Origin of the sequence: Oceanivirga salmonicida, assembly GCF_001517915.1 — a bacterium.
GTDB lineage: Bacteria > Fusobacteriota > Fusobacteriia > Fusobacteriales > Leptotrichiaceae > Oceanivirga > Oceanivirga salmonicida.
The window spans coordinates 1-810 of the sequence record NZ_LOQI01000148.1 but is presented as its reverse complement, the minus strand read 5'-3'; the positions used below and the strand labels follow the sequence as shown (position 1 = coordinate 810).

Annotated in this window: 1 protein-coding gene; it reads left to right on the top strand. The window is 25.2% G+C overall.

The window, feature by feature from the left end; all coding sequences use genetic code 11:
- Window positions 1-810: ShlB/FhaC/HecB family hemolysin secretion/activation protein (locus AWT72_RS08670; RefSeq protein ID WP_156413144.1), on the top strand; the 810-nt coding region annotated here is incomplete at both ends.

Here is an 810-nt window from a genome sequence, read left to right as displayed (position 1 = left end):
CAAGAGTATACTATAGAGCAAATAGATACCTTAATAGAGAACTTTAATTATGCAAAAGGCAATGATATAAATGTGAGTATAGAACCTTCTTCAAAAGAAGGATACTCAAATATAATAATGACAAATAAAAAGAAAAATCCATTCTATGTTTCATTTTCATACAATAATCATGGTAATGACTTTGACACAGGAATATATAAATATACAGTAAATGCAGGACTAGAAGGAGTACTGTTAAATGAAAAACTTGATATATCATATACCTTTGTACAACCAATAAAACCAGATAGAAGTGATAACATAGATAAAGATGAAAGAAAAAAGGCAAGAGAAAATGGGACACTAGATTTAAAATTATCTTTTCCAATAGGAATAACAGAAACAAGTATAAATTATTCAAGGTCAGATTATAAAAGAAGTGTAATAACATTAGCAGAAGAAATATTTGACTTAACAGGAAGTACTGATAATGTAGGTATAGAAAGTAAAATAACAGTATATAGAAAAAAAGATAAAAAAGTAAAACTAATAAATGAATATTCATATAGTTATAAAAAGAGTAAATTAGAAGATGCCCAGATAGAGAAAAGCCATACACACACAATAAAAAATGGAATTGAATATACAGATAGTGTAGTACAATTTAAAAATATTATGACTAATGTAATAGATAACAAATTAAAACATAGTATAGCCTATGATGGGAATTTAGAATATAGTTATAAGAATAGTAAATTTATACTAAATAGTCATATAGCTAAAAGAGATTTTAGTTTAGAGACAAAAGCAAAGTTAACTTATAAGATGCTA